Source organism: Sphingopyxis chilensis, from assembly GCF_035930445.1.
Classification (GTDB): domain Bacteria; phylum Pseudomonadota; class Alphaproteobacteria; order Sphingomonadales; family Sphingomonadaceae; genus Sphingopyxis; species Sphingopyxis chilensis.
Window position 1 is genome coordinate 1,516,133 of the sequence record NZ_CP142394.1, and the last position, 24,548, is coordinate 1,540,680.

23 protein-coding genes are annotated in these 24,548 nt (G+C 67.8%); 13 read left to right on the forward strand and 10 right to left on the reverse strand.

What is annotated here, in order from left to right:
* Positions 1 to 59: 59 nt before the first annotated feature.
* Together VSX79_RS06805 and VSX79_RS06810 are read right to left on the reverse strand one after the other, a co-directional pair.
* Complete coding sequence (locus tag VSX79_RS06805; RefSeq protein ID WP_326914940.1) at positions 60 to 422, reverse strand: hypothetical protein; 363 nt, start codon at positions 420 to 422, stop codon at positions 60 to 62.
* Between the two features lie 277 nt (positions 423 to 699).
* Entirely contained in the window at positions 700 to 3,096 is a 2,397-nt protein-coding gene (locus VSX79_RS06810) for a membrane-bound PQQ-dependent dehydrogenase, glucose/quinate/shikimate family (protein ID WP_326914941.1), read from the reverse strand.
* Between the two features lie 422 nt (positions 3,097 to 3,518).
* On the opposite strand from VSX79_RS06810, the gene VSX79_RS06815 reads away from it, so the two are divergent.
* Positions 3,519 to 3,818, forward strand: a complete 300-nt coding sequence (locus VSX79_RS06815; RefSeq protein WP_326914942.1) for a hypothetical protein — start codon at positions 3,519 to 3,521, stop codon at positions 3,816 to 3,818.
* A 117-nt stretch (positions 3,819 to 3,935) separates the two neighbouring features.
* Here the strand turns inward: VSX79_RS06815 and VSX79_RS06820 are convergent, their stop codons facing one another.
* The 3 genes from VSX79_RS06820 to VSX79_RS06830 form a co-directional block, all read right to left on the reverse strand.
* Complete coding sequence (locus tag VSX79_RS06820) at positions 3,936 to 4,241, reverse strand: hypothetical protein (RefSeq protein ID WP_326914943.1); 306 nt, start codon at positions 4,239 to 4,241, stop codon at positions 3,936 to 3,938.
* A gap of 632 nt (positions 4,242 to 4,873) precedes the next feature.
* Positions 4,874 to 5,467 (reverse strand): alpha-ketoglutarate-dependent dioxygenase AlkB, encoded by a 594-nt coding sequence (locus VSX79_RS06825; protein ID WP_326914944.1) that lies wholly within the window; start codon positions 5,465 to 5,467, stop codon positions 4,874 to 4,876.
* A complete protein-coding gene (locus VSX79_RS06830; protein WP_326914945.1) occupies positions 5,464 to 5,976 on the reverse strand; it encodes an SOS response-associated peptidase family protein in 513 nt (170 codons plus the stop codon). Before VSX79_RS06830 ends, VSX79_RS06825 begins: the two co-directional genes overlap by 4 nt.
* 54 nt (positions 5,977 to 6,030) lie before the next feature.
* Here VSX79_RS06830 and VSX79_RS06835 point away from each other — a divergent pair, with 54 nt between their 5' ends.
* Both VSX79_RS06835 and VSX79_RS06840 read left to right on the forward strand, forming a co-directional pair.
* Entirely contained in the window at positions 6,031 to 6,648 is a 618-nt protein-coding gene (locus tag VSX79_RS06835) for an SOS response-associated peptidase (protein ID WP_326914946.1), read from the forward strand.
* Positions 6,645 to 7,061 (forward strand): DUF1810 domain-containing protein, encoded by a 417-nt coding sequence (locus VSX79_RS06840; protein ID WP_326914947.1) that lies wholly within the window; start codon positions 6,645 to 6,647, stop codon positions 7,059 to 7,061. The genes VSX79_RS06835 and VSX79_RS06840 overlap by 4 nt, the downstream gene beginning before the upstream one ends.
* Positions 7,062 to 7,119: 58 nt before the next feature.
* Here the strand turns inward: VSX79_RS06840 and VSX79_RS06845 are convergent, their stop codons facing one another.
* On the reverse strand, positions 7,120 to 7,908 hold the full coding sequence (locus VSX79_RS06845; RefSeq protein WP_326914948.1) for a retropepsin-like aspartic protease family protein: 789 nt from the start codon (positions 7,906 to 7,908) through the stop codon (positions 7,120 to 7,122).
* Between the two features lie 127 nt (positions 7,909 to 8,035).
* Here VSX79_RS06845 and VSX79_RS06850 point away from each other — a divergent pair, with 127 nt between their 5' ends.
* From VSX79_RS06850 to VSX79_RS06870, 5 genes are all read left to right on the forward strand, one after another.
* Positions 8,036 to 8,830, forward strand: coding sequence for an ImuA family protein (locus tag VSX79_RS06850; RefSeq protein WP_326914949.1), 795 nt, complete (start codon positions 8,036 to 8,038; stop codon positions 8,828 to 8,830).
* Positions 8,730 to 10,568 (forward strand): DUF6504 family protein, encoded by a 1,839-nt coding sequence (locus VSX79_RS06855; RefSeq protein WP_326914950.1) that lies wholly within the window; start codon positions 8,730 to 8,732, stop codon positions 10,566 to 10,568. Before VSX79_RS06850 ends, VSX79_RS06855 begins: the two co-directional genes overlap by 101 nt.
* A complete protein-coding gene (locus VSX79_RS06860) occupies positions 10,565 to 13,855 on the forward strand; it encodes an error-prone DNA polymerase (RefSeq protein ID WP_326914951.1) in 3,291 nt (1,096 codons plus the stop codon). Before VSX79_RS06855 ends, VSX79_RS06860 begins: the two co-directional genes overlap by 4 nt.
* A gap of 236 nt (positions 13,856 to 14,091) precedes the next feature.
* A complete protein-coding gene (locus tag VSX79_RS06865) occupies positions 14,092 to 14,673 on the forward strand; it encodes a DUF305 domain-containing protein (protein ID WP_326914952.1) in 582 nt (193 codons plus the stop codon).
* Between the two features lie 313 nt (positions 14,674 to 14,986).
* Positions 14,987 to 16,969, forward strand: a complete 1,983-nt coding sequence (locus VSX79_RS06870; RefSeq protein WP_326914953.1) for a BCCT family transporter — start codon at positions 14,987 to 14,989, stop codon at positions 16,967 to 16,969.
* Between the two features lie 59 nt (positions 16,970 to 17,028).
* Here the strand turns inward: VSX79_RS06870 and VSX79_RS06875 are convergent, their stop codons facing one another.
* The 4 genes from VSX79_RS06875 to VSX79_RS06890 form a co-directional block, all read right to left on the reverse strand.
* Complete coding sequence (locus VSX79_RS06875; RefSeq protein WP_326914954.1) at positions 17,029 to 17,262, reverse strand: hypothetical protein; 234 nt, start codon at positions 17,260 to 17,262, stop codon at positions 17,029 to 17,031.
* A 281-nt stretch (positions 17,263 to 17,543) separates the two neighbouring features.
* Positions 17,544 to 17,921, reverse strand: coding sequence for a DUF202 domain-containing protein (locus VSX79_RS06880; protein WP_326914955.1), 378 nt, complete (start codon positions 17,919 to 17,921; stop codon positions 17,544 to 17,546).
* Positions 17,918 to 18,427 (reverse strand): DUF421 domain-containing protein, encoded by a 510-nt coding sequence (locus VSX79_RS06885; RefSeq protein WP_326914956.1) that lies wholly within the window; start codon positions 18,425 to 18,427, stop codon positions 17,918 to 17,920. The genes VSX79_RS06880 and VSX79_RS06885 overlap by 4 nt, the downstream gene beginning before the upstream one ends.
* Before the next feature lie 258 nt (positions 18,428 to 18,685).
* Positions 18,686 to 19,075 (reverse strand): four-helix bundle copper-binding protein, encoded by a 390-nt coding sequence (locus VSX79_RS06890; protein ID WP_326914957.1) that lies wholly within the window; start codon positions 19,073 to 19,075, stop codon positions 18,686 to 18,688.
* A 443-nt stretch (positions 19,076 to 19,518) separates the two neighbouring features.
* On the opposite strand from VSX79_RS06890, the gene VSX79_RS06895 reads away from it, so the two are divergent.
* The 5 genes from VSX79_RS06895 (at position 19,519) to VSX79_RS06915 (ending at position 24,511) form a co-directional block, all read left to right on the forward strand.
* Positions 19,519 to 19,893 (forward strand): hypothetical protein, encoded by a 375-nt coding sequence (locus VSX79_RS06895; RefSeq protein ID WP_326914958.1) that lies wholly within the window; start codon positions 19,519 to 19,521, stop codon positions 19,891 to 19,893.
* Between the two features lie 3 nt (positions 19,894 to 19,896).
* Positions 19,897 to 20,379, forward strand: a complete 483-nt coding sequence (locus VSX79_RS06900) for a 5' nucleotidase, NT5C type (protein WP_326914959.1) — start codon at positions 19,897 to 19,899, stop codon at positions 20,377 to 20,379.
* A gap of 615 nt (positions 20,380 to 20,994) precedes the next feature.
* A complete protein-coding gene (locus tag VSX79_RS06905) occupies positions 20,995 to 22,152 on the forward strand; it encodes an ArdC family protein (RefSeq protein WP_326914960.1) in 1,158 nt (385 codons plus the stop codon).
* Positions 22,149 to 22,592, forward strand: a complete 444-nt coding sequence (locus tag VSX79_RS06910; RefSeq protein ID WP_326914961.1) for a DUF2958 domain-containing protein — start codon at positions 22,149 to 22,151, stop codon at positions 22,590 to 22,592. The genes VSX79_RS06905 and VSX79_RS06910 overlap by 4 nt, the downstream gene beginning before the upstream one ends.
* Positions 22,593 to 22,687: 95 nt before the next feature.
* Positions 22,688 to 24,511, forward strand: a complete 1,824-nt coding sequence (locus VSX79_RS06915) for a ParB/RepB/Spo0J family partition protein (RefSeq protein WP_326914962.1) — start codon at positions 22,688 to 22,690, stop codon at positions 24,509 to 24,511.
* Positions 24,512 to 24,548: the final 37 nt, after the last annotated feature.

Sequence of the window (24,548 nt, forward strand, 5' to 3'; positions counted from 1 at the left end):
CGAGGGCTTCATACGCCCGCTTGTGCAGCGAGCCATTGCGTATCGGATCGTACGGGCGTTCAACGCGAAGAGTGCGGCGCCGGCTGTTCGCCTGCCGCCTTCCCGTCAGGGGTGAAGATGATGGAGGTACCCCGCGCTTCGTCCAGCGGTCGGACGCCGCATTTACGTTCGCGATAGGCCGCGCGCGCGGTTCCATGTGCGCTGCCAGTCCGCGTGAGGTGGCGATGCGCGTTATGGCTTTCGGTCGCGGCTGCCGCGAGCCGCGTCGCCACATCGAACACCGCGTGGTTGATCGGGGGAAACGCACCGCACTCGCGGTCGACAACAGCCTTCGCGTTACGCCACATCCCCTGGATCGAGCCCGCGAGAGGCGGCTGGAGCCGGGCCGGATATTGAGCGTCGGTCATGGTCGCGTCGGTCATGGCTGCTCCGATCATCGAGGCTTTGGACGTGAATGCCGGTCGAAATCGGCAGGCGCTTCCGACCTTGCCTGTTCAACCGCAGGCCAGCTGAAATGTTCCGAGGCGCGACGGTATTTCGGCGGCAATTACCGTGCCGGCGTGTCGTGTCCGCCTCTTGGCGCTGTCGCAAATGGAGCGTGCCGGCGCTTGGGAATGCCATGCCCCCTCAGAGCGTCGAAGCGCGTCCACGGCCAGCTGCGAATGTTCGGATGGCCCGGGCGGAAGGCTCCTTTGACGGTCAGGGCAGCGCGTAGGCAATCACCTCGTCGCCGATCGGCGTTTCCATGAAATGATGGCCCCCGGCATAGATGACGACATATTGCTTGCCGTTCATCTCGTAGGTCATCGGCGTCGCCTGCCCGCCCGCGGGGAGGGTGTCGGACCAGAGCGTCTTGCCGGTCTCGAGGTCGATCGCGCGGATCAGATTGTCGGTCGCGGCGGCGATGAAGATGAGCCCGCTCGCGGTGACGACCGCGCCGCCATTATTGGGCGTGCCGATCGTGAGCGGCAGCATCGAGGGTATGCCGAAGGGCCCATTGGTGCGCGCGGTTCCGAACGGCCGGTCCCAGATCGTCTTGCCGGTGGCGATATCGATCGCACGAATCCCGCCATAGGGAGGCTGCTTGCAGAGCATGCCCGTGAAGGGCAGCCGCCACCCTGCGTTCACGTCGATCGCATAGGGCGTTCCCGCTTGCGGATCGCCCGCACCTTCGGCACCGCCGATCTCGCCGCGCGCCTGGTCGCGCGGAGCCCAACCCTTCCTGTTGGCTTCGGCGCGCGGCACGAGCCGGACATAATTGGGCATGTCATTGTAATTGGCGACGATCACCCCGCGCACCGGGTCGATCGCGACGCCGCCCCAATCGGTCCCGCCGTTGTAACCGGGATATTCGATCGAGCGCCGCTCGCTTGTCGGGGGCGTGTAAAAGCCCTTGTAGCTCGCTTTCCTGAACTGGATGCGGCAGATCATCTGGTCGATCGGCGACATGCCCCACATGTCGCGCTCGGTGAGATCGGGCATGCGCAGGCTATGCCATAGCGACACGATCTGCGTCGGCGCGCGCTCGGCGGGCTCGACGCCGCCGCCGGGCGCCTCGATCGTGCCGATCGGGGTCAGCGGCTCCCCGGTGCGGCGGTCGAGAATGTAGATATCGCCCTGTTTGCTCGGCAGGACCAGCGCGGGCACCGGCCCGCTACGGCCCGGATAATCGATCAGCGTCGCCTGGGCGCCGAAATCATAATCCCAGACATCCTTCTTCACCGCCTGGAAATGCCAGCGCGGCTTGCCGGTCGTGACGTCGAGCGCGACGAGCGAGGTTGCGTAGGCATTCTCGGGCGGACGGCGCAGGCTCGAATAATAATCCGCCGCGGCGTTGCCCATCGGCAGATAGACGAGGCCGAGCGCCTCGTCGCCCGAGGCGATCGTCCACATATTGGGGGTTCCGCGCGCCCAGCTTTCTCCGGGAGGCGGGTAGCCGCTCCACTCGGGGTTCATCATGTCCCAGGCCCAGCGCAGCTTGCCGGTGACGGCGTCGAAGCCGCGTATCACCCCCGAGGGAGCCCAGCGATCCTGCCCGTCGAGGACCTGATGACCGGTCACGACCACGCCGCGCACGATGGTCGGCGGCGAATTGATCGAGACATAGCCCGGCGGGGTCCTGCCCATGCCGATCGTCGTATCGACCTGGCCGTTCGCGCCGAAATCCTTGCACGGGCGCCCGGTCGCGGCGTCGAGTGCGAACAGGCGGGCGTCGAGCGTGCCGAAGATGATCCGGCTCGCGCACGCCTGACCGGCGGCGGCGGCGGGGAGCGTATAATAGCTCACGCCGCGACAGGCGGCGGTGTAGGGGATCGCGTCGTCGGAGACCTTCGGGTCGAACCGCCATTTTTGCCGCCCCGTCGCCGGATCGAGCGCCATGACGATATTCTTCGGTGTGCAGACATAGAGGCTGTCGCCGATCTTCAGCGGCGTATTTTCCGCGCCGTAGGTGCCATGCGCGGCCTTCGAGGGCAGGTCGCCCGTGTGGATCAGCCAAGCGCGCTTGAGCTTGCCGACATTCGCCGGCGTGATCTCGGCGAGCGGGGAAAAACGTTGGGCGCTGTAGGTGCCGCCATAGGCCGGCCAGTCGGCGCCCACCTTCAGGAGCGCGGGATCGGTCATGGCAAGCCGGGCGGCCGGAAGGTCGCGCAGCGGCTCGGCCTTGTTCAGCCATCCCATCGTCGCGCCGGCTGCCGCGCAGAGAAGTAGGACCAGCGCGCTGCTTGCGAGCGCGGAGCGCCACCGCCGCGGCCGGGCCGATAGCGAAGCCATTGCGAACAGCACGGCGATGAGCAGCACGATGGGAGCGACGACCCGCGGGACCAGCGCCCAGCCATTTGCGCCGACTTCCCAAAAGGCCCAGATCAGCGTTACGAAGACGAGGCCATAATAAATCCAGCCGCCGAGCCGCCGTCCGCGGATCAGCAGGCCGCCCGAGGCGAGCATGGCGACGCCCGCCAGGAGATAATAGGCCGAGCCGCCCAGAGCCGCGAGCCAGGCGCCGCCGACCGACAATATGAGGCCGATCAGGGCGACGAGAAGCCCGACGATGACCGCGGGCCATGGACCCGAAAAGACCTGCCGCAGTTTTTGCATCGCGCGATTACCCCTCGCTTTTCCGATGGCCCCTTACGAGCCATCAATTCGTCGCGCGTTGGAATGTTCCCTGCCGATTCAATGCTGGAGGCACCCGCCGGGCGACGCCCGCCTCAGGCAAGCGATGCGGTGATGGCGACCGGTCCGCTCGGCATCCCGCGCCGGCGCGCATCGCGGTGCCCATCGCGGTCCGGAGCAAAATTGACCCAGGTCAGCAAAAAACGTGAGGCCGAAGGCGGAGGTCGGCGCGGGACCGGCCGCGATTTGCCGCTATCCCGGAGGCGGTCCGGGGAACGGTGCCTTTGCGACCGGCGGACACCTCAAGGAGATTGAGGCGTGAAGAGCATCGAGGGCAGGCGCATCGACCGATCGCATGCATCGCGGAGCGCGTGATCCCGTGCACAAGTAGCAGGAGAGAGAATATGACGAATGAGCAACCGGCCGCGAAGGACGCGCAAAAGGGTCCCGGCGAACAAATCCTCCCTCGTGAAGATCAAGACGGTTGCGAGTTCGACAGTCTCCGAGGAGGTGCCGACCCGTCGGGCGGGCAATCGAGCGAGGTGCCGCGGGACAATGGGAGAGGCAATCGCGGCAGCCTTGGCGGCAAAAGCGCGGAGCGTGACAGTTCGCCGCTAAGCACGCCGAGCGAGGGCAGCCCTTTCGAACGCCCTACCGAGGACGATCTTGCCGACCAGGAAGCCCGCGAGGGCGATAGACGATGATGCGCGTTCAGGACCATTGCGCGACGCGGCGCGGGCATGCCGCAGGCGCGGCGACGCGAGATGGTCGTACCCCGGAAGAGACGGGGATCGCGCGCATGCCGGCATTGCGTCGCCCGACTATCGCCTGACCGAGCGCGCGCCGCCCGAACCCGCCGCGCGGTCGAAGGCGACCGCTTCCGAAACGCCGGCGGGCGGCTGCGATACCGCGGCCAGCGCGTCAGGCCGGAATCCGGGAAGCCCTCCGAGGTGGTCGATCAGCAAGCTCCACCCGGGCAGCGCCTCGTCGAAGGTCCAGGTTTCGCCAGAGATCCGTATGTCGCAGCAGATCAGATCGCTCGTCAGTTCGTCGCGCTTGTAGAAGACGATTTTCTCCACCTCTGCCATGGGCAGTCGGGAGAGAAGCTCCGCGTCGATGCAGGTCATAATATTTGCTTCAAAATTCGCCCCGCCGGAGCGGGGCGCAGTGAGAGGGTTCCAAGGGCCCGTGGCTCATGGCCAGAAGGCGCGGGAGCACAGGGCCAGCCGAAAAACGCGTGGCTGGGCGCTATGTTCCGCCCCGCGCTGGCGGATGGCCCGAGGGCGGACGAAAAGGACAAGAGGATGGCGAAAATCAACCGTCGTAAGGGGTTTCCCCGATGGCGACGGAATGGGGAACACGCATAGATGCCCGTTCAAGACGGGGTCTTGGGAAAAGGAGCGTCATCATGGCCATTCTCCGGCGCATTCGCGAAGCCTTCGATATTATATTCCTCACGATATTTGCATTCGGAATGTTCGCTGCGATGGCAATCATAATCGAGACCAAGCTCCCCTAGGCGGTGTCGGCAAAGAAATTCCCCGGTACCCAGGCCAGACCGCGCTGCATCGTCCGTTTCGCCCTCCCGGTTCCTCCTCGCTCGCCCTGCCGCCCGCGCGGGCGATTGGAGCGCCGATGCACGGATGCGCACCGGAAGGTTGAGCGCCCCGAGCTACGATCGGGACTTCGCGTCGCCGTCGGCGACTGCGGCCGGCTTTCGTCCGGCGCTTGCGGGGGCCAGGCTGGCTCGCGCGCCCGATCAGCGCAGGCTGCGGAAGGTGATCGACCAGCGCGGTTCGTTGATTGCCGCGATACTATGTTCCCATTCCTCGCGCGCCTCGCCGGCAAGATGGTAGATCGAGCGCGGCGCGAGCGCGACATTTGCCCGCTCGAACCGGTTCGCACCGCGCCGGCGAAACCGCATCGTCGCCGCCGCGCCGAGCGACAGCCCGACGACATGCTCGAAAACCGGACGATCCTTGTGCCAGCCGATCCCCGCGCCAGGACCATATGCGATGAGCAGGGCCTGCTCGAGTGTCTCGGGCTCGACCCCGGCGAATTGCGCCGCGCGGGCGCGAAGCGGCGCGAGCCAGGCGGGAATGGGCTCGCCGCGCGCAAAGCGGCCGGTCTGGAAATCATAGGTCCAGCCGAACGAGCGCGTGAGGCGTTTGCCCTCCCATTGCTGGAACTGGAATGGCGTCAGCTGCGCGGCATCGATGTGCGCGACAAGACCGGCCGCCTCGGCAGGCGTGACGGCGTCCTCGCGATAGGCGAGGCCGGGAAGGAGCGGCGCCCCGAACAGGTCGGGGTGGGGCGCGGGTCGCGGCCCGCGCGCGGCAGCGGGCACCGTCACAACGGGAGCGCGGCTTGCGCGCGCAGCGGTTCGACAAAGAGCGTGTGGCGCGGTGGTTCCTCGAACAGCGCCTCGTTCGGCAGCGTGCCGTCGAGCCAGTGCATGACATTGCGCCGTTCGACGATCACGCCGTGGCGCGACTGATAGGGAATGACGTCGGCGCCGGCGGCGATGGTGAGGATGCGGTAGGACAGCGGCCAGTCGGCGAGGGGCGGATCCCAGATGGCGGCAAGGTAGAAGAAATTGCCGCTGTCGAGCGTCACCCGGTAGCGATGGTCGCCGGTCCCCATGCGAAACTCCGAAGCGGGTATCAGGCAGCGGCGCGCGGGAAAGGCGCGGCCCTCGGCGCGCACGAAACGATAGTTGATCCCGTCCGAAAAGCGGGGATCGGAACCCCAGACTGCTTTGACCATTTCGATCTCGGACATATTCTCCGGATTGCGCCGCACGAGCGCCCGCTCGGCGCGTTCGGGCGCATCGGGGTCGAAAGGCGTTGGCGCGTTGGTCACTGTTGGAACATAATGGGAACGAAGGCGAGTCGCAAGAGACAGGGATGAGGGCAAATGTGCAACGATTATCGGCTCGAGGTCGACATCGCGTCGATCGCCGAGGATTTCGACAATCTCCAGATCAAACTCGATACGCCCGAAGGCATGCCCAATGTTCCCGCGCGCGAGGATATCAGGATCACCGACATGGCGCCGATCGTGCGGTCGGGCGAAGCGCGCGGGCAGGGAGCGCTCGTCAACCGGCGCTGGAGCTGGCCCGGCCCCTGGGGCAAGCCCGTCTATAATGTCCGCGCCGAAGGCCGCGGTTTCGGGTCGCGGCGTTGCCTCGTCCTGTGCGACGGATTCTATGAATTCAGCGACCCCGCCGACGCGGCGCAGACGCGGCTCGACAAATGGCTCTTCACGCTGAAGGATCATCGCTGGTTCGCGATGGCGGGCGTCTGGCGCGAATATGAGGCCGGCGAAGCCTTCGCGCTGCTGACGATGGATGCGGGCCCCGACGTCGCGCCCTATCATCATCGCCAGATCATTCCGCTCGCGCGCGAAAGCTGGACCGACTGGCTTGACGCCGAAGTTCCGGCGGAGCAGGTGCTCGGTTGGCTGCCGGCGGGCAGTCTCGAAGTCGTACAGGTTTACGGGGCGCCGCCGGCGCAAGGGGCATTGGGTTTATGAGCGGGGACCAGGGGCTCGGGCGCTTCGTCGAGGCGCAGGAGCCGATCTATGCGCGCGTCCTCGACGAGATCCGTCGCGGCGCGAAGCGCACGCACTGGATGTGGTTCGTCTTTCCGCAGCTCGTCGGATTGGGGCGCAGCGCGATGGCGCAGCGCTATGCGATCGACGGCATCGCCGAGGCCAAGGCGTATCTCGCCCATCCGCTTCTCGGGCCGCGCTACGTCGAATGCGTGACGGCGCTGCAGGATCTGATCGGCAGCGACCCGGTGGCGGTCTTCGGCGCGGTCGATGCGGTGAAGCTGCGTTCCTCGCTCACCCTATTCGAAGCCGCGGACGGCAATGTGCTCTTTGCCGCGGCGCTCGATCGCTGGTTCGGTGGCGAGCGGGACCGCTGCACGCTCGCGCGCCTCTAGCGGACAAGAAAGGGCCCCCCGAGGCGGGCTCAGTTCGCCATGGGTCGGCGAGCGACGATTAGCTGTCGGTTCCGGGGGGCGTCGTCTTCGGCGGCTTGCCGTCCTCGATGCGGCCCGCGTTGCGGAGGTCGCGGCCTTCCTGCGCCTTGCGCTTCGCTTCGGGGCTGTCACCATTTTCGAAGGCTTCTTCCCTCACATAGCGGGCGGCCTCCTTGATCTGTCCCTTATCGGCCGCTCCATTCGGCGCCGCGGGCACGAGAATGAGCGTCTTTCCCTCGACGCGCCACGATTGCAGTTCGGAGAGGAAATTCATCCCGAGCACATCGGTGTCGCCGAGCCCGGGCGCGATCACGACCTTGAGCCCGCGCGCTTCGATGTCGCCGATCTCGAGCCGGCCGACCGTTCCGGCGTCGGCGCGGACGGTGCCGTTCGCGGTCTTCATGATCAGGGGCATGAGCGTAGCGTCGGGCTCGATGCCCGCCGCGCTCGCTGTGCCGCGCGAGAGTGCGGTCACGGTCGCGCCGCTGTCGACGAGCATCCGCCGCTCGGTGCCGTTCAGGCGCACCGCGGCCCAGAAATGCCCGTCGCGGGCCATCGGGATGCGAACCTCGCCCCCGACGACCCGCTGGCGGTCGAGCCCGAGGCTCGCGGTGATGCGCGACAGATTGGGGTCGAACGGCGCCTGCTGCAGGACGAGAAAAATGGCGAAGGCGAGCAACGCAAAGGAGAAAAGCGCGCTGAAGACGCGGCCGACATAGGGAATCCTGAACAGGAGGAGGAGAATCAGCGCCGCTCCGACGGCGTAGATCGCAAGCTGGTCCCAGGGAAGATCGGTGGTGAGGGGCATGAATGGTCCCGTGTTTACAGGCCGCGAGGTGACGCGAGGCTGAATGATCCACAGCCGCTTGCCGCACCCGGCTTGACGCGCCTTCGGACTCGGTGAAACATAAGGGGAACATCCGAGTCGATACCATATGAGCATGATGCCCTTCTCCCTGCCTCGGCCCGGCGCCGGGGAGCTTGCCGCGCTTCGCGATGCGGTGGCGCGCGCCGCGGCCGCGCGCGGACCCGTGCTGCCGTTCGGGGTGGCGCCGCTCGATCGCCTTCTCGCCGGCGGCGGGCTCGATGGCGCGGGCCTGCACGAGGTCGCGGGCGCGTCCGCAAGCTTGAGCGACGATGCCGCCGCCACGCTGTTCGCCGCCGGGATTGCCGCCCGTTTTGCTGCGGCGCCCGGCGTTTCGGCGCTCTGGGCGTTGACCCGCTTCGACCTTTATGCGCCGGGTCTCGAACAGGCGGGGCTCGGGCCCGAGCGCGTCCTTTACGCGCAAGGCGGCGACGACAGGATGTTGCTCGCGATGTGCGAAGACGCGCTGCGCGATGGCTCGCTGGCCTGCGTCGTCGCCGAGGTGAAGGCCGCCGACCAGACCGCGACGCGCCGCCTGCAACTCGCGGCGTCGGAAGGGGGCACGCCGATGATCCTCTACCGGCGATATCGGCGGTCCGGACAATGTCCGCTCGCCGACCCCTCGCTTGCCATGACCCGGTGGCGCATCGGCACCTTGCCGTCGACGGGGCTCGCCGTCCCCGGCGTCGGCCGCGGCTGCTGGACCGTCGAGCTCGTCCGCCAGCGCGGCGGCCCGCCTTTTTCCCTCGAACTGGAGGCGTGCGATGACCAGGGTCGCCTCGCTCTACCTGCCGCAACTCGCGATCGAACGGCTTCGCCGGGGCGCGCGATTGCCGCAGGCGGGGCGGCAAGACACGCGGCCTGAGCCGCCGCGGCGGGGGCCGCGAACCCCGATGCCGCTCGACGGCGCCGCGATCGACGATATGCCGGGGGCCTGTTCGGTGCCGCGCGGCGGCGGCTGGCGTCCCGGGGCGCGCTGGGCGCGGGAAGAAGCGGCGCGCGCACCGGACAAGCGTGCCGCGATCGACGCCTTGCCGCAGCACCAGCGCCCCCCCATGCGCGAACTCGGACGGCGCAGCGAGGCCGCCGACCCGCCGTTCCGGACGTTCCGGCGCGATGACGGATCGCCGGGCACCATTCCCCTTTCCATACCCTTTTCGGCGAGCCTATGTCCGACCATCCTCGTCGCGCGAACCGGCCAGCGCGATGTCGTGACCGCGGCTTGCCCGGCGGCGCTCGAACTGGGTATCGCGCCGGGGATGGCCGCCGCCCATGCGCGCGCCCTCGTGACCGGTCTCGACGTCCGCGAGGCGGATCCCGGGGGAGACCGGGCATGGCTCGACCGGCTCGCGCTGCATGCCGCCCGCCACTGGACGCCGACGGCGGCGGTCTGCGCGTCCGACGGCTTGTGGCTCGAGCTTGCCGGCACGGCGCATCTGTTCGGCGGCGAAGAGCGCTTCGCGCGGCGGCTGGTCGCTTTCGTGCACCGTCTCGGGTTCACCGCGCGCATCGCGATCGCCGGCACGCCCGGCGCCGCTTATGCGCTCGCGCGCTTCGGCGGCGCGGCGAAACGGGTGCTGGCAAACGGGCAGGAAAGCGAGGCGCTCGCGCCATTGCCGCTCGCGGCGCTTCGCTTCGCGCCGGAGGCCCTTGTCGCCGCAGCGCGCTTCGGAATCGAGCGGATCGCCGATCTCTATCCGATGCCGCGCGCGCCGCTCGCGCGGCGGCTCGGGCGCGGCGCGGTCGAAAGGCTCGACCAGGCGCTGGGATTTGCGCGCGAGCCGATCGTGCCCGTCGTCCCGTTCGACCTTCCGGTGGTGCGCCGCTCGCTCGTCGAGCCGATCGGCACCGCCGAGGCCATCGGGCAGGTTATCGCGGACCTGCTCGCCGATCTCGTCGCCGATCTCGGGGGACGGGGCCTCGGCCTGCGCAGCGCGGTGCTTCGCTGCGAGCGGGTCGACATGGGCGAGCAGCTCGTCGCGATCGGCACGGCGCGCGCGACGCGCGACGCTGCGCATCTGCTGCACCTGTTCCGGCTGCGCATCGAGCGGATCGAGCCGGGGCTCGGAATCGAGGCGATGTCGCTCGCGGCGCCGCAGGTCGAACCGCTGGCCGCTACGGCGATCGGACCGGGCTTCGACACCGGCCCGCGCGCGCCCGACCTCGCGCCGCTCGTCGACCAGCTCGCGGGGCGCGCGGGCGAGGCGGCGCTGTTCCGCCTCGAAGCGCGCGAGAGCGACGTTCCCGAACGCGCGGTCGGGCGCATCGGCCCGCTGGCCAAGCCGGCTGGCTGGCCGATATGGGCAAGGCCCGTTCGCCTGCTCGCGCGGCCCGAGGCGTTGTCGGGCGTCGTCGCGCTGCTCCCCGATCATCCGCCGCGCCGCTTCGCGTGGCGCGGGCGGTCGTACCGGGTCGTCGCCGGCGACGGGCCCGAGCGTATCCATGGCGAATGGTGGCGGCGCGCGGGCGAGATGTGGGCGGTGCGGGATTACTTCAGGGTCGAGACCGAGAGCGGCGAGCGCTTCTGGCTCTTCCGCCGCGGCGACGCCGTCGACGCGGCGAGCGGCGATCTGAGCTGGTATATCCACGGAGCGTTCGGATGAGCGCCGGAGGCATTCGGGGACCGGGCGGCGCGACCCGCTATGTCGAGCTGCAGACGACGAGTCATTTTTCCTTTCTGCGCGGCGCGTCCTCGCCCGAGGAATTGTTCGCGGCGGCCGCGCTGCAGGGGCATTCGGCGCTCGGCCTTTGCGATCGCGGCAGCGTCGCCGGCATGGTGCGCGGGCTCTCGGGGCAGGAAGCGACCGGCGTCCGCCTCATCGCCGGGTCGCGCATCGACCTGCGCGATGGCCGTTCGCTTTTGCTCTACCCGCGCGACCGCGCCGCCTGGTCGCGGCTGACCCGGCTGCTGTCGCTCGGCAAGGCGCGGGGCGGGAAGGGCCAATGCTCGCTCGACTGGGGCGACGTCGCGGCCCGGGCGGAGGGGCTGGTTGCGATCCTGCTGCCCGGCGACGCCGACGCGCGGACGCGCAGCGATCTGGGCGAACTGCGCGACATCTTCGGCGGCGGCGCCCATCTCGCGCTGACGCTGCGGCGCCGCCCCGGCGACTTTGCGCGGCTCGCCGCGCTCGACGAACTCGCGCGGGACATCGGCGTGCGCGGCGTCGCGTGCGGCGACATTCTCTATCACGCGCCCGACCGCCGTCCGCTGCAGGATGTGCTGACCGCGATCCGCGAGAAGACCACGATCGACGCCCTCGGTTTCCGGCGCGAGCGCTTCATGGACCGCGCCCTGCAATCACCGGCCGAGATGGAACGGCGCTTCGCGCTGTTTCCCGACGCGATCCAGGCCGCCGCCGATATCGCCTCGGTCTGCCGCTTCGATCTCGGCGAGATACGCTACCAATATCCCTATGAGGAAGTGATGGCGGGCCGCAGCGCGCAGGAAGCGCTCGCGGCGCTCACCGAGGAAGGCGCCGCGCGCATGTTTCCGGATGGCGTGCCGCCCGCCTATCGCAAGCAGATCGATCATGAGCTCCGCCTCATCGGCGAGCTCGGCTATGCGCCCTATTTCCTGACCGTGAACGCGATCGTCGCCGAGAGCCGGCGCCGCGGCATCCTGTGCCAGGGACGGGGGAGCGCGGCGAACAGCTGCGTCTGCTTCCTGCTCGGCGTCACCTCGATCGACCCGATCAGGCACGAGCTGCTCTTCGAGCGCTTCGTCTCGGGCGAGCGCAAGGAGCCGCCCGACATCGACGTCGACTTCGAGCATGAGCGGCGCGAGGAGATCATCCAGTGGATCTACGAGACCTATGGGCGGCACCGATCGGCGCTCACCGCGGTCGTGACGCGCTACCGCACGCGCGGCGCGGTCGCCGAGGTGGGAAAAGCGCTCGGGCTGCCGCGCGATCTGACCAAGATGCTGACCGGGCTCGTCTGGGGCTGGTCGGAGGACGGTATTCCCGCCGAGCGCATCGCCGAGCTGAATTTGAACGCCGACGATCACCGGCTGCGCCTCACGCTCGATCTTGCGCAGCAGCTGATCGGGACACCGCGGCACCTCTCGCAGCATCCCGGCGGTTTTGTGCTGACCGAGGAGCGGCTCGACGAGCTGGTGCCGATCGAGCCCGCGCGCATGGCGGATCGCCAGATCATCGAATGGGACAAGGACGATATCGATGTCCTCAAATTCATGAAGGTCGATGTGCTGGGGCTCGGCATGCTCGGCTGCATGAACCGCGCCTTCAACCTGCTGCGCGAGCACAAGGGGATCGAGGTCGGCATGGCCGATCTCCAGGATGACGATCCGGCGGTCTATGGCATGATCCAGAAGGCCGACACGCTGGGCGTCTTCCAGATCGAGAGCCGCGCGCAGATGTCGATGCTGCCGCGGATAAAACCGCGATGTTTCTATGATTTGGTGATCGAGGTCGCGATCGTGCGTCCGGGGCCCATCCAGGGGGACATGGTCCATCCCTATCTGCGCCGGCGCGAGGGCAGGGAGCAACCCGAATATCCCAGGCCCGAACTGCGCGCGGTGCTCGAGAAGACCTTGGGCGTCCCGCTCTTCCAGGAGCAGGCGATGAAGGTCGCGATCGTCGGCGCGGGCTTCACGCCCGCCGAGGCCGACCAGCTTCGCCGCGCGATGGCGACCTTCAAGCTCACCGGCGGGGTCAGCCATTTCTACGACAAGCTCGTCGGCGGCATGGTCGCGCGCGGCTATCCGAGGGATTTCGCCGAGCGGACCTTCAAGCAGATCGAGGGGTTCGGCTCGTACGGCTTTCCCGAGAGCCATGCGGCCTCCTTCGCCAAGATCGCTTATGCCTCGTGCTGGATGAAGCATCATCATCCCGACGTCTTTTGCGCGGCGCTGCTCAACGCGCAGCCGATGGGCTTCTACGCGCCCGCGCAGATCGTCGGCGATGCGAGAAAACATGGTGTCGAGGTGCGCCCGGTGTCGATCAACGACAGCCACTGGGATTGCACGCTCGAGCAAAGGGATGGCCGCACGCTCGCGGTGCGGCTCGGCTTGCGGCAGGCGCGCGGCCTCGCCAATGTCCACGGCGCCGCGATCGTCGGCGCGCGGGGGGACATGCCTTATGATTGCGTCGAGGATGTCTGGCGCCGCGCCGGCGTGCCGCGCGCCGCGATCGAACGGATCGCCGAGGCGGACGGCTTTTGCTGTCTCGTCGAGGATCGCCGCCAGGGGCTCTGGAAGGTGAGGGGACTCGGCGAGGCGCCGCTGCCGCTCTTCGCCGCCGCCGATGCGCGCGAAGCGGCCTTCTCGCCCGAGGGGATCGAGCCGGAGACGCAGCTCCGGCCGATGACCGACGGCCGCGAAGTGGTCGAGGATTATCGCACCACCCAGCTCTCGCTACGCGCGCATCCGCTAAGCTTCCTGCGCCCCGAGCTCGACGCGATGCGGATCGTCCGCTGCGCCGATCTCGCGCAGCTTCGCGACGGGCGCAACGTCGAGGTCGCCGGCATCGTCCTCGTGCGCCAGCGCCCCGGCTCGGCGAAGGGGGTGCTGTTCGTCACGATCGAGGACGAGACGGGCATCGCGAACGGCATCGTCTGGCCCGACAAGTTCGAAATCTATCGCCGGCCGATCATGTCGGCATCGATGATCGCGATGCGCGGCAGGCTCCAGAAGGAAGGCCAGATCATTCACATCATCTGCGACCGCATCGTCGACCGCGACGATATGCTGCGCTCGATCGGGCGGATGGATTTCGCGGTGGCGCCGGGCCGCGCCGACGGATCGCGCGGAGGCGGCGGGCCCGATCCGCGCGATCCGGCCCGGTCGCCGCGCGGGCGGACATGGGCGTCGCCGCCGCACGGCTCCGCCGAGGAGGAGCTGCTGCGCGTTCGCAGCCATGATTTTCACTGACGAGGGCGCGGTCGCAGCCGGCGCGCCGGATGCCGCCCTCGGACGGACGCGTGCTGCCGCGGGCGACCGCCCTCGCATGCCAGGGTCTGCCCGCGTCAGGGTCCGCGCGCTGGAAGGCCCCGCAGCGAAGCCGGGGACGGGCGTCGGCCGACCGCCGGGAAAGGGCCGCCTGCATGCGCGGGAACTTTTGCTGCGCCTCAAACATCTCTTTTCTCGTAGCGAACAGGAGAAAGCGGATGGAAGCGGAGCGCCAGCCCCGCCGCGCGGGCGAGGGAAATTATCTTCGGTTCATGGCGATGCTTGGCACGTCGACCATCGTCATGTTCGCTCTGATGTATCTCAACACCTATGCGCTCGATCATGTCATGTGGAGCGAGACGCGCTTCTGGATGATGTTCGTCATGGGCGCGGCGATGGCGGTCGTGATGCTCGCCTTCATGCGGGGAATGTACAGGAACAGGAAGAAGAACTGGATCATCGTCGGCGCCGCCGTCGGCGTTTTCGCGCTGTCGCTGTTCCTCGTGCGAAGCCAAAGCACCGTGAGCGACCGCGAATATATGTCGGCCATGGTCCCCCACCATTCGATCGCGGTTCTGACCAGCGAGCGCGCGCGGATCAGCGACGTCCGGGTGCGCGAACTCGCCAACCGCATCATCCGCGCTCAGCGCAAGGAAATCGCCGAAATGCAGTGGCTGATCGACGACATCGCTGCCAATGGCGTCGCGGCCACGCGCGACGCGGCGCTCGTCCGGCCCGTCCCTCGATTCCAGGGGCATCTGAACAAGGGTGATCGGCAGCCGGAGCGTCCACCGCGTTGACGATTGTCCATCACATGGGCCTTGTCGCGGCTCACGGCCCATATCCGTCATCGACCTCGCCGATCCGCGTGCACAAGCGCGCTGCCGGTTATGCCATATGCTCCCCGCGCGAAAGGCGATGCGCAAAGCCGGTCCATTGCTGACGGGACCGCCGGCCTCGAAAGCCGACGCAAGCCAGCGCACGCCGACGCAAGCCGGCACAATCGCAGGCGGGGAACCGAGAAGGCCGCGCGCGTCGGCCGCTCGGTGTCATCCGTGCGCAACCGTGCATTTCTCCGATCGTTAGGCTATTGGCGACGGCGGAGGCCTCAACATGAACGAGCGGAAGCTAAGCCTGATCCGGCTCCGCGCTCAAATGCGCGTCAATCCACCCGTGTTCCTTGTATCGGCCGGACTCATCATCGCCTTCGTGTTATTCGGGGCATTATTCCCGACCACCGCCGGAAGTCTCTTCGACAGGCTGCAGAGCGCGATCATCGTCGATTTCGGATGGCTTTACGTCGTGGCCGTCGCGGGCTTTCTCGCCTTCGTGCTCTTTCTCATGTTCAGCCGCTATGGCGACGTGAAGCTCGGTCCCGACGGAAGCGAGCCCGAATATAGCTATCTGTCGTGGTTCGCGATGCTGTTCAGCGCGGGCATGGGTATCGGGCTGCTCTTCTTCGGCGTCGCCGAACCGCTCCAGCATTTCGGGGCGCCGCCGGTCGGGGAAGGGGGAACCGTCGAAGCGGCGCGGCAGGCGATGGTGCTCACCTTTTTCCACTGGGGCCTCCACGCCTGGGCGATCTATATCGTGGTGGGACTCGCGCTCGCCTATTTCGCCTTTCGGCACGGCCTTCCGCTCACTATCCGCTCCGCTCTCTTTCCGCTGATCGGGCGCCGCATCCATGGCCCGATCGGACATGCCGTCGATATATTTGCCGTGCTCGGGACCATGTTCGGTGTGGCAACGTCGCTCGGATTCGGCGTTTTGCAGGTCAACGCGGGCTTCCATCATCTGTTCGGCCTTCCGGTCGGAAGCGGCGTCCAGATCATGCTGATCGCGGGGATTACGGCGCTGGCGACGATTTCGGCGGCGGCGGGACTGGATAATGGAATCAAGCGCCTGTCCGAGCTGAACATCATCCTCGCGATCGCCCTGCTCGCTTTCGTTCTCGTCGCGAGTTCGACCGTTTTCCTGCTGCAAGCCTATGTCCAGAATGTCGGTGCTTATCTCGGTTCGCTCGTGCAGCGGACCTTCCGCATGTATGCCTATGAACCCAATGCCTGGTTCGGCGACTGGACACTTTTCTACTGGGGATGGTGGATCAGCTGGTCACCCTTCGTCGGCATGTTCATCGCGCGCATATCGCGCGGCCGCACGATCAGGGAGTTCGTCATGGGCGTGTTGATCGTGCCGTCGCTCTTCACTTTTCTGTGGATGACCATCTTCGGCAACACCGCGATCCAGATGGACCTGAGCGGCATCGCGAATCTGGCCGAGACGGCAGCGGTCGATATGCCGGTCGCCCTCTTCGAGATGCTGGAGAATCTGCCATTGTCGATGGTCGCATCGGCGTTGGCAACGCTCCTCGTCATCACCTTCTTCGTCACCTCGGCGGACTCGGGCGCGCTGGTCATCGATACGATAACATCGGGGGACGCCGAGGATACGCCGGTGTGGCAACGGATATTCTGGGCCGTCTGCGCCGGGGTTGTGGCGGCCGTTCTGCTGATCGCCGGCGGCCTCCAGGCGCTTCAGACGGCGGCCATAGCCAGTGCCTTGCCTTTCACCGTCATCATGATCTTCATCTGCTACGGGCTTTTGCGCGCGCTGCAGATGGAAGGCCGCGGAATCGCGATGAATATTGCGGGGGCAGGCGCCCCGATCCCTGAAGCCGCGAAGCCGAGCTGGCAGCAACGTCTCACCAGCATCACGCATTTCTATTCGAAGGGCGAGGTGGAGGACTTTCTGGCCCGATCGGTCCGCCCCGCGCTGGAGAATGTTGCGGCACATTTGAGGGCCAGTGGTCACGCGCCCGAGCTTGGCGGCGGGGATGAAGGCTGGAGCCTCACCATCTCCCACGGCGAACTCGACAGCTTCCGCTATGCCGTCGCGCCGCGGGCCTATCGTTCCCCCAGCTTCGCGTTCGCCGAATTGCCCAAGGCGCGCAAGCCCGACCGGATGCATTATCGCGCGATTGCGACAGCGTCCGATGCCGATCAGCCGCACGATGTCACCGGTTATGCCGAGGATCAGCTGATCAACGACCTGCTGGGCCGTTATGCGCGATTCCGCCACGCGCGGCGGCTTTCCTGAGCCAGCCGTGTCGCGGCGGCAGGGCACCGCCGGCGCGCCGCGAATCGGTGTCCGAGCGCTTAGCCGCCCGACCCGCGACGGTCGGACCGCGTCGCGGGCTGCGGTTGAACCTCATCGCTTTTCTTGGCGCGCGTGATGCCCGAGGCGGCGCCGGTAGCGCGTTTTTCCTCGTCGCGCTTTCCGATGTCGCGGGCGATATCTCCGCCCGATGCACCGCCTTGCGCGGGGGTGGGGTGATCCGGGAGCAGGTCGCCGTCGTCCCGGGGCATTCGATTGTCTGTGGTGTCGGACATGCTCGTCTCCTCTTCTCCATCAACCGCCGCAGGCGGCGGTTGTTCCCGAGAGCCTGAACGGCACTCGATTGTCTTGCACCGTTCGGTGACACAAACTCGGTCGCGTCGGCAGATGACATTGGGATACGGCATCCTGGATACGGCGTCGGGTGCGGTCTGACCGGCGCGGCCGCCGCCCGGCTCGCTGGCGTAGCCGCGGCGACCGGGGTGCCGCGACGCTACCACGCACCGGAAAGTCGCCGTGCCGCCGGATCTGGACGAGGTCGGCGCGAGAGCGGATGTTATTTTCCCGCCGCGATCCAGATCGTCGCGGCGAGCGCCACGGTCGCCCCGACGAGGGCCGCTGAAAGAATGCGGATTCTCATCGGCTTCAGGCTGCTGACCTTATGGGGTTCGAGGCGATCGATGAGCGTTCGGGCGCGGCGCTCGGCCGACACGAAGATGAACATCGCGACGATGAGAAAGGTCGTGGCGATGCTTTTGGGCAGCCAGGCAGGCTCCATGGTTCGGAAAAGCGCGCTGAAGCCGAGGCCGATGCCTACCGCGGCCATGCCCGTGCGGACCCATCCCGCGAAACTGCGTTCGTGCGCCAGAACCGTGCGGTCCTCGGCGAGATCGGTGCGGTTTTCGGCCAGTTCGGTCTGTTCGGGGCTGTTCATTTTGCGGACGGTCCCGGCAGGGCCGACCGGGTGCCGGCCCGGTCGCGCGCGACGACGCTCAGGCTGCCGTCGGTTTCGAGCACCACCGCCGCGATCGCTTCGATCTCGCCGAAACCTGCGCTCCGGATCGCGGCCAATATCTCAGCGCGCGTGACGCGCGCCCGCCGCATCGCGTCGACATCCAGCGCGCCGTCGATCAGCACGGGGCGCGGCCGTGCCTTCGCGAGCCGCTCGACGATCGGCAAGCGGACGCTGAGCGCTGCTATGACAAACTGCAGAATGATCAGGGCCAGGAAGGCGACGACACCTTCGACGAGGGTGACATCGCGGTTGAGCAGAATCGTCGCGAGCGTCGAACCGAGGGCGACAGTGACGACGAGGTCGAAGGCGCTGAGTTTTGCGAGCGTGCGGTTGCCGCTCAGCCGCAGCATGATGACGAGGGCGACATAGGCGGCGCCGCCCATGAGCAGCACGCGTTCCACATTTTCCCAGTTTTCGAACAGCATCAAAAGCCTCCTGCGCTATGAGGATAATGCCTCCGCTATGAGGACAATGCATGGCATAGGGGGGAGTTTCAGGCGGTGGAGCGAAGACGCCGACGTTCCGCAGGGCACCCCGTCGCACCGGCGACAAAATTGCATGTGCGCGCGGCCGGGCTTCCGCCTGCAGTTCGTCGTCGCTCGCGGCGACGGTCACCCGACGCTCAGTTCAATCCTGGACCGGATCGCTTGCATCGAAGCTCGATTGCGGATGGTGGCTCGCGCTCACTGGACGGTCGGCAACGCGGCGCGGCAGTCGGCGGCGCATTCGCGGCACATCTCGGCGCACAGCCGGCAATGATCATTGTCGTGGCGCTCGCATTCGGCGGCGCAAAGCTCGCACACGCTGGCGCAGCTCTCGAGCATCAGGCGCAGGACCTCGATATTCTCTCCGGTACGGCGAACGGCGAGCTTCGCCATGGCGTCGCACACATCGGCGCAGTCGAGGCACGAGCGGATACACTGCTGCATGTCCATCGGTTCGGCGGCGCAGGCATCGGCGCACGATGTGCACATCAGCGCGCAGAACATCGCATGCCGCGCCGCGGTGGCGAGGGGTTCGTTCGTTTCGCCGACGACGTCGGGATGCAGGGAAACCATCTTCTGAATCGACATTGTCATTCTCCTACGCGCCTTCGCGGCCGTCGAAGGCCCCGCAGAGCCGACCGCCGAAGGATTTCGCCGCCGAATAGTTACCCGGCGTGTCGCCGAGCCTCCGCCTGTCGTCGATCATGGACGGCTCGGTGCCGGTCACGGCCATAAAAGGCAGACGCGACCGTCCGGTTCAGGTTCCCGCGGCCAGATTCAACTCCGCCGATCTTCGCGAAAAATTGATCTGGGTTGGGAATAATCGGCCGACGCAGCGGCGGAGTTGCGGGCTGCAAGGCGAAGCGGCGGTCGCTGCTGACGAGCCCTGCCGATGCCGCGCCCCCTGCAGGTTGCATTCGCGCAACCCGCGGCAGCAATGTTCGTTCATGCGACAGCGGGCGCCGAAGCTCAGCGCGACGTGCGGCGCCAACGATCACGGGAAACGTCCAGCAAATCAAGGGAAGCGTTCAATGGGTAGAACCATCGCCGGCTGGAAAATCGACGATGCCGAGCGCGAGCGCCTGCTTTCGCTGTTCCCGCCACGCTATTCGCTTGTCGTGGCGGATCATATCACGCTCCGCTTCGGCACCGACGCCGGGACGCCGCTGCCGCTCGAAACCGAAGCGCGCATCATCGGCGAAGCCGACGATGGCGTGGGGGTGCAGGCGCTCGTGGTTGAAATCGGGGGCAGGACCGCGCGCGGCGACGGAAGTCATTTCCATATCACCTGGTCGCTCGGCGCGGGACGGCGCGCGAAGGAAAGCAACGATGTGATCGGCGCGTCGGGGTGGAGAGCCCGCGATCCTGTGCCGCTGCACATCGAGCCGAAGCGCTGGCAAAGCTGACCGATGCAGCTCTATCTCGATTGCGACGGCGTCCTGGCCGATTTCGATCGCGGCGCTACCGAACTGCTCGGCATGTCGCCGCGAGCCTATGAAAAGCGCCACGGCATCGCGGGCTTCTGGCGCGAGATCGCGCGCCATCCCGATTTCTACGGGTCGCTCCCGCTGATGCCCGACGCGATGGAACTCTTCTCGGCGGTCCGCCACCTCATTCCCGTCATCCTCACCGGCCTCCCGCGAGGCGCGTGGGCGGCGCCGCAGAAGATACGCTGGGCCGCCGAGCATTTCCCCGGCACCCAAATCCTGACGGTGATGGCGGTCGACAAGCGAAACCACGCGCGGAGCGGCGATATCCTGGTCGATGATCAAACGAAGCACGCGCCTCTCTGGGAAGGGGCAGGCGGAATTTTCGTGCACCACCGAAGCGCGGCAGCCACGATCGCGAGGTTACGCGAATTGATCCCGGACGAGATGGCCGCGACCCATTAGCGATCGGCGGCGCGCGCCTGACGAGCGCGGCCCAAATGGGCGCACACTGGCGGCGGCGGGCGCCGCCAGAGGTCGCGCGATTTTCCTGAGGCCGCGCAGGCGCTCTTGGCGCGCTGGTCTTGGCGCGGCGGCGGCGCACGTCGGCGCCGGGTAAACGGCGCGTCGCGCCGTTCCGGCCATGGCTGGCATGGCCGACCCGGCGCCGCCGCGCGCACTCCTCCGCGCCGGCGGCGCGCCAAGGGCGCCCTTTTCCCGCCCTGCGGGCGCGCACAACGACTTCACGCCGATAATCGGCGGTGATGCCGGACCCGGGCGGCGATGCCGAACCTGTCGAGAGCGAGGATAGGCGAGCGGACGCTTGCTGATGACGCCGCGCGGGGGGCCGCGCGGCGGCGCTTTGGTGGGCCGGCACCTCGGACAGCGGGGCGGGCGGCGCACGGCCATGGGACCGCCCGGCCGCCCCGCAAGCCGCGCTGCGCGCGGCTCCTCCACTTGCGTTGCGGCCCTTCGGGTGCGGGCCGGCCTCGTGAGGCGGTCCCCTTGTCCGCGGGTTCGCCGCCCGCCCCGCTGTCCGGGGCCGGCCGCGGCGGATTTGACCCGTGAGGAGATGCCACGATGTTGACCAGCCCTTTCCCTTCGCTCGGGACCGCACCGCAGGAGAGCGCGCGGCCTTCGGGCCGCGCGAGAGCGCGCGGCGGCGCGCGCGCCAAGGCGCCGCCCACCGATGGCGCGCCGCGCGCTTCGCTCTACGACGAGGTGACCGGCCGTATCGTGCAGGAACTCGAGGCGGGGCGCATCCCGTGGGTGCAGCCATGGGACGGCGCCGCCTTTGCGCCGGGACTGCCGAAAAATGCCGACGCGCGCCGCGCCTATTCGGGGATCAATATCCTCATTCTCTGGGCCGAGGCGGCGCGGCGCGGATTTCCGGCGCAGGGATGGCTGACCTTCCGTCAGGCGCTCGGCGCGGGTGGCGCCGTGCGCAAGGGCGAGAAGGGCACGACGATCTTCTACGCGGCGCGCTTCACGCCCAAGGGCGAGGCGGGCACCGATCTTCGCGGCGGCGACCATGGCGCCCGCGGACCGGGCGCAGCGCACACGCGCGGCGGCGGCGCGGGGGCAGCGAGTGCGGCGGCTGGTGGGGAGAGGGCGGGCAGCGCGGGCGATGGCGGCGCGGTGCCCTTCCTCAAACGCTTCACCGTCTTTAACGTCGCGCAGTGCGAGGGACTGCCCGACCGTTGCACGCGCGCCGATGTGCCCTTGCCGCCCCGCGAAACCATCCCCGACGCCGAGGCGCTGATCGCCGCGACGGGGGCCGATATCCGTATCGGCGGCAATGAAGCCTATTACAGCCCCGCCGAGGATTATGTCGCGCTGCCGCCGCAACAGTCGTTCCGGCAGCAGATCGACTATTATCGCACCGTCCTGCACGAGCTCGGCCACTGGACCGGCCACCCCTCGCGGCTCGACCGCGACCAGAAGGGCGGCTTCGCGAGCGCCGCCTATGGCCGCGAGGAGCTTTGCGCCGAACTTGCGAGCGCCTTCCTCTGCGCCGCGCTTGGGATCAAGCCGACCGTGCGTCACGCCGATTATATCGGCGCTTGGCTTGCGATCATGCGCGCCGACACGCGCGCGATTTTCAGGGCGGCGAGCCACGCCAGCAAGGCCGCCGACTATCTGCTCGGTTTCGCGCCCGCCGCCGAGCAGGGCGCGGCGGGCGCGTCCACGACGACGACGCGAGCGGACGGCGCGGGCGCGGCGGGGGAAGGGCAATGACGCTCCTTCCCGCCGATCTGCGCTTCGCGCTCAATCTCAACGGCCATGCGAGCTGCATCCACCGCGCCCGCGAAACGGCTTTCGATCCGTGGCCTGTCGTCAAATTCTTCAACCCCGTGGGCGTCGCGACATGGATCGCGACCGAGATCGACGGCGACGGCGACACGCTGTTCGGCCTTGCCGATCTCGGCTTCGGCTGTCCCGAACTTGGCTGCTTTTCGCTCGCCGAAATTGCCGCCGTGCGGCTCCCCTTCGGCCTTGCCATCGAGCGCGACGCATATTTCGATCCGCTCGCGCCGCTCTCGGACTGGACCGGTGCGGCGCGGCGGCTCGGTTCGATCCGCCTCGCCGAAAAGGCGCTCTTGCGCCGCAAAATCGACCGGCTTCTGCCCGATCCGCCTCCCGATGCCGACCGGCACGGGGGCGGCGCGGACAGCTGACGCGGCGGCGCGTTTCGCCGTCATCGAAAGCCGGCCTCCGAGGGCATTCCCTGCAAGGAATCGGAGGCCGGCACCCCTGTGAATGGAGTGACATCATGAAACTCGATTTTATCGAACCCGACAAGCTGGTAATCGCCAAGATCAATATGCGCGCCAAGGGGCGCGACCCCGACGTGGGCGACATCGAGCCGAGTATCCGCAAGCGCGGGGTGCTCATTCCCTTGCTCGTGCGCGAGCGCGCGGGGGCGGGTCCGGAGGATATTCCGTTCGAAATCCTCGCGGGACGGCGGCGCTTCACCGCCGTCAAAAATATCCTGCGCGAGGGCGGCACGCCGCGCCCGCTGCCGTGCGCGATCCTCGACGATGGCGACGACGCCGACGCGGTCGAAGCATCGATGCTCGAAAATCTCGCGCGCGTCGCGCCCGACGAGGTCAGCCAGTGGGAAGCCTTCGTCGCGCTCGTCAAGGCGGGGCGCAGTGTCGACGAGATCGCCGACACTTTCGGCTTCGAACCGGCGACGGTGAAGCGCATCCTCGCGCTCGGCAATCTCGTGCCGCGCATCCGCAATCTTTATCGCGGCGGCGAGATCGATGCCGCCACGGTGCGCCACCTGACCCTCGCCACCAAAAGCCAGCAGAACGCGTGGCTGGCGCTGTTCGACGACCGCGAAGCCTATTGTCCGACGGGTCATCAACTCAAGGCATGGCTGTTCGGCGGCAGCGCGATCGCCGTGTCGCGCGCGCTGTTCGACGTCGCGGCGAGCGGCGCCGCCATCGTCTCCGACCTGTTCGGCGAGGACAGTTTCTTTGCCGACAGCGACCAGTTCTGGACGCTCCAGATGGCCGAGATCGAGGCGCGGAGGGCGGCCTATATCGAGGCGGGCTGGGGCGATGTCGTCGTCATGACGAAGGGCGACTGGTTCCGCTCGTGGGACTATGCCCACGCGCCCAAGCGCAAGGGCGGGCGCGTCTATGTCGAAGTGCGCGACAATGGCGAAGTAGCCTTTCACGAAGGCTATCTGACCACCAAGGAAGCGGCGCGCGGCGAGCGCGGTGCGAGCGACCCCGAACCGAAACCCGTGCGGCCCGAGGTCACGTCGGCGATGAATGCCTATATCGACCTCCACCGCCACGCCGCCGTGCGCGCCGATCTGGCGCGCCACGGCGGGGTCGCGCTGCGCGCGATGCTCGCGCACGTGATCGCGGGCTGCGGCCATTACCGCGTCGATATCGAGGCGCAGCGCGCCCCGAAGGAAGATATCGCCGAGAGCGTCGAAACCGCGCCCGCCGAAGCCGAATTCGATGTGCAGCGGCGCGCGGTGCTGGGCGTTCTCGGCTTGGGCGCCGAGACGCCGACCGTGACCGGCGCGCCGGGTAGAAGGATCCCTTTCGCGGGCGTCTTCGCGCGGTTGCTCGAACTTCCCGACCCGGTGGTGCTCGAGATCGTGGCGATCGTGATGGGCGAGACGCTCATGGCGGGGCACGATGCGGTCGAGGCGATCGGTTTGCACTTGGGAACCGACATGCGCCGTCACTGGCGCGCCGACGCGGCCTTCTTCGACCAGCTGCGCGACCGCGAAAACCTGCTTGCCATCGTCGGCGAGGTCGCGGGGGAAGCGGTCGCGAGCGCCAATGAAAAGGAGAAGGCCAAGGCGCTCAAAGCGATTATCGCCGACCATCTCGATGGCACGAACGGACGTGCGCATGTCGCGCCGTGGGCGCCGCGCTGGATGCTGTTCCCGCCAGAGGCCTATACCGCGCGCGGCGGGATCGGGAGTGTGCGGGCACATGTGCACTGGGCCGCCGATCTCGAATATATGATCGAGGCCGAGGTCGATGCCGACGCCCGCGAAGACGGCTCGCCATGTTCCGATGTCGAGACCGAGGCCGTCATCGAGGTGCCGCCGCTCGCGGCGTGACGAGGGGGCGGGCGGCTTCCCGCCCGCCCGTTTTCCG